Consider the following 4,778-nt stretch of genomic DNA (forward strand, 5'->3'; position numbering starts at 1 on the left):
CTCGGCGCAGGGACGCCTTCTCGTCCTCGCGCTCGAGGCGTTGCGCGGGGCGGAGGCGAGTTGTCCCGATGCCGCCCCGGATCTCGCAGCGGCGCGATGCGATCTCCCCGGCCCCCTGCTCGCAACCACCCCCGCGGGGGAGGGCGACGCGGCCGCGCGCGGCCGCGAACGCCTCCTGCGGCGCTACATAGACCACCATCTGGACGACCCGGACCTGACGGTCGAACGGCTCTGCCGGGATCTCGGCATGTCGCGCGCGACCCTCTATCGCCAGTTCTGCGCGGAAGGCGGCGCGCGCCACTACATCACGGGCCTGCGGCTCGACCGCTGCTTCGCGGAGCTCACGCGGACGCCGGCGCGGCGCGGCGAGGTGCGGCGGGTGGCGGAGCGCTGGGGCTTCCATGACGCCGCCAATTTCCACCACGGCTTCCGCCGCCGCTTCGGCCTTGCGCCCTCGGATTGTCTCGCCCCGGCGGAGCAGCCGGACGGCACGAGCCCGAGAGCCGCGGCACCGGGCATCCTCTCCCCGGTCCTCGACTGGATGCGCGCGAACTGAGATGGCTGGCTGAGATGGCTGGCCTGGCGCCGGAGAGCGTCGGACGCCGGCCCGGCAGATTGAGACACCAGCACAATGACGAGGCCTGGTCGTCGCCCTAGCCTTCGGCCGTTGCGCAGCGGCCGGCCACGACAAGAGCCGGCCCGCGCGGGGAGCGAGGGGGCGAGGCAGGGCAATGACCACCTTCACCATCTACGTCCAGAATGGGGTCGACGAGTACCAGCCCTATATCACGCCGCAGTTTCGCTACTACGGGAACTTCGTGACCAATCCCGGTGGCGATATCATCAATGATGCGCCCGCCTATTACTATCTTACGGGATACACGGGCATCACATCATATTTTTTCGACAGACCTGGAAGTCTCGATTACGGGTCGGACCTTCGCTACCACATCGCGCTCGGCTACCCTGGCTTGTCGAATTTCGGGCTCGTCGACACGGACGACACGATCGTCGTCGGCGGACACACGGATTCGGTGTTCGCAGGCCTTGGCGACGACACGATCACCGAGGCCTACGGCAACCCGGACGGGAATCTTTTCGTAGGCGGCTCGGGCAACGACTCGATCACCTCCAGCAGCACCGGCAACGACATCATCTACGGCGACTTCGCCGATGCGCCGATCTACGTCAGCGACACCGAGTGGAGCATGCCGACCGGCGCGGACACCAACGTCGTCGACGGCAACGACTACATCTTCGGGAATTACGGAGCCGACACCCTCCATGGCGGCGGCGGTGCCGACACCCTGATCGGCGGCGTCGACACGGCCTCCGGCTACAACGACAAGGACGTCATCGACGCGGGCGACGGCGACGATGTCATCTATGGCGGGACGGATGCCGACAGCCTGGCGGGCGGGGACGGCGACGACCAGCTTCGCGGCGAGTCCTTCGGCGACACGCTCAACGGCGGCGACGGCAACGACATGCTGGATGGCGGTCCGCGGGGGGCCGGCTGGTTGGACGTCCTGACCGGCGGGCCGGGCGCGGACGCCTTCCTGCTGAGCTACACGCCGCCCTCGCCCGAGGACGCCAACGACGACCAGAGCTTCTGGCAGAGTTGGGGCGCCGATTTCGTCGGCGACGTCGGCGCCGGCGTCGTCAGCACCGGTGTCGAGGGCCTGACGGAGGCCGCGGCCGAGGCGTTCTTCTCGACCGTGGGAGGCGGACTTCTGCTGGGCGGCTTGAGCTATGCGATCGGGGGCCTGACCAGCAAGGCGCTGGGATTCCTGTTCCACCAGGACAAGTCGCCGCCGCCGCAGCCCACCGGCAACGACATCATGATCGTCACCGACTTCGACCCCAGCGAGGACGTGCTGTTCCTGCCGCTCGCCGACGACGACACAACGATCCTTGATACGAACATAACGAATGTCGCCCAGACGGAGGTGCCCGGCCTGAGCGGCTGGGCCATCGAATTCTCGAGGACGGTGAACAACGTCAGCACGCTGTTCGCCCAGGTCTTCATCAGCACCGACTTCCTCGCGGATTTCGGCATCACCAACAGCGGAGACAAGGTGATCGAGGCCTTCATCGACGATGTCTTCGACCACGTGGTGACGATCAATGAGGACGGCGTCGAGGACACCGTGTCGGCCTACCCGTTCCCCACGGACCCCTCCAGCTACACCGAGGGCGTGGTGCCGATCGTCGCGGGTGCCCAGCTCCCCTTCCAGGCGCCCAGCGGCACCAAGACGAACGTCTACGGCGCCTTCGGGCCGCAGATCACAGTCAGCCCCACGGTCCTCAGCAACAACACCTTTGTCGCCGGCACCAGCATGGGCGACCTCATCTTCATCACTGTGCACGGCTTTGCGCCCGATGACTGGGACAACGCCCCGGCTGTCCCACAGGTCACCAACTCGTCCGTTGTCCTCGGCTATGGCGGCGACGACATCCTCAACGGCTCGTCGGGCCAGGACAGCCTCGCGGGCGGCGACGGCGATGATGTGCTCTATGGCTGGAACGCCGCCGACGCGCCGAACCGCGACCAGCTCTCCGGCGGCAACGGGAACGACCTGCTGTCTGCAGCCAAGCCCCTCGGCGGGCGCGCGGCGGCGGACTTCGACGGCGGCGATGGCGCCGACACGGCATCCTTCGCCTATTCGCGCGATGGCTTGGTCGCAAGCCTGACGCCGGCCACAGGCCAGTCCTACGGCACGGGAAAGAATGCCGCCGATACCGTTGATGGCGCCTACACCTTCACGAGCATCGAGAACCTGATCGGTACGGCGCTCGCCGACACGTTGACGGGCGACGACAACAACAACGCCCTGAACGGCGGCGACGGCAACGACACCATCGTCGGGGAGGCGGGCAACGACACGCTGCTCGGCGGCGCCGGCAACGATACGATCACAGGCGGGCTCGGCGCCGACTCCATCGACGGCGGCGACGGCTACGACGTCATCGCCTTCGCCGACAACGGCACGGCGGGCGTCATCGTTTCCCTCGCCTTCGCCACCAACGGGACCTGGATCGACGCCTTCGGCTTCCACGACACCGTCGTGCTGGGGACGGTCGAAGCCTATTGGGGAACGTCGGGTGCCGACAGCATGGTCGGCGATCCCGACAACGGAACGTGGTGGCAGAGCTCCGCCGACTTCTACGGCATGGGCGGCAACGACACGCTCATCGGCAGCGGTATTGCGCAGACGCTCGACGGCGGCGACGGCAACGACTCTCTCGAAGGCGAGAACGGCGACGACGTCCTCGCCGGCGGCAGCGGCAACGATTCGCTCGATGCTGGCGGCGGGGCCGACACCATGACGGGTGGGGACGGCAACGACCTGCTCAGCGGCGACGACGGCAACGACAACGTCGACGGCGGCGGCGGCGACGACTCGCTCGATGGTGGCAGCGAGGCCGACACCATGACGGGTGGGGACGGCAACGACGCGCTCAGCGGCGGCGACGGCGCCGACAGCCTCGATGGCGGCGACGGCAATGACAACCTCGACGGCAACCGCGGCGATGACACCCTGACCGGGGGCGCCGGCGCCGACACGATGACGGGCGGCGATGGCTTCGACGTCCTCGCGGGCACGCCGGACGACCTCGACGGCGACCAGATCGAGGATTTCGACACGGCGGACGACATCCTGCGCGTCCTTGGCCCCGGCACCTTCCAGGTCAAGGCGATCGGGCCGGCCACGCAGACGGTGCTGGAGATCACCGATTCGAACCAGATGGTGCTGGCCTCGGTGACGCTCGTCGGCGACTTCGGCGGCACCTTCACCGCGACGGCCGCCACCGGTTACACCGACATCACCTACGACGCCTCCAGCCTCGTCCTCGGCTCAACCGGGCACGATTTCATGATCGGCCACGCGCTGGGCAACACGCTGATCGGATTGGCCGGAAACGACACGCTGGATGGCGGGCTTGGTGCCGATCTCCTGCTGGGCGGACCGGGCGACGACCTCTATCGCATCGACGATCCGCTCGATCTCGCGATCGAGCGGCCGGGCGAGGGCGCCGACACCGTCTCCGGCACGGTTTCCCTCAAGCTGCACCCGAACATCGAAGCGGGCGTGCTGTCGGGCGGCGACGACCTCCATCTGCGCGGCAATGCCGGGGACAACCTGCTGCGCGGAAACGCGGGCGCCAATGTCCTCATCGGCTATGACGGCGCCGACAGCCTGGATGGCGGCGCGGGCGGCGACCGCCTGCGCGCCGATGGCGGCGCGGACAGCCTCGCCGGCGGCCTCGGCGAGGACACGGTTCTCGGCATGGACGGCGCGGACACCCTGGACGGCGGCGCCGGGCGCGACCGCCTGATCGGCGGCACCGAGGCCGACCTGTTCCTGTTCAGTGCCGTGCCGCCGAGCCCCGGCGACGCCGACATCATCATCGATTTCGAGCTCGGCCTGGACCGCATCGGCATCCTCGGCTCCGCCTTCCTTCCCGCGCCGCCCGACGCGCCGCTCGTGGCAGGCCCGCTCGATCCTTCGCGCTTCGTGGCGAACGCCAGCGGCCAGGCGACGACGCCGGGCCTCGGCACCTTCGTGTTCGAAACGGGTGCCGGCCGTCTCTGGTGGGATGCGGATGGAGCCGGCGGCGAAGCCCGCGATCTTGTGGCCATCCTGCGCGGCGGCGTGGTCCTCGGCGCGGGGGACCTGATCGTGGTCTGAAGGCGCGCAACCGCGCGCGGGAGGAACTCGGGTCGCGGGCCCGCCCCCCGGGCCGGGCGCGTTTGCCCCCCCCCGCCGCCGCGC

At 68.9% G+C, this 4,778-nt stretch carries 2 protein-coding genes; both read left to right on the plus strand.

Annotated features, from left to right (window positions below):
* A partial coding sequence (locus AC1MIR_RS27560) for a helix-turn-helix domain-containing protein (RefSeq protein ID WP_480031364.1) occupies positions 1 to 556 on the plus strand: 556 nt, incomplete at its 5' end.
* Between the two features lie 175 nt (positions 557 to 731).
* Positions 732 to 4,694, plus strand: a complete 3,963-nt coding sequence (locus AC1MIR_RS27565) for a hypothetical protein (protein ID WP_480031365.1) — start codon at positions 732 to 734, stop codon at positions 4,692 to 4,694.
* Positions 4,695 to 4,778 lie beyond the last annotated feature (84 nt).

This window comes from Falsiroseomonas sp. RANM36 (assembly GCF_056682175.1).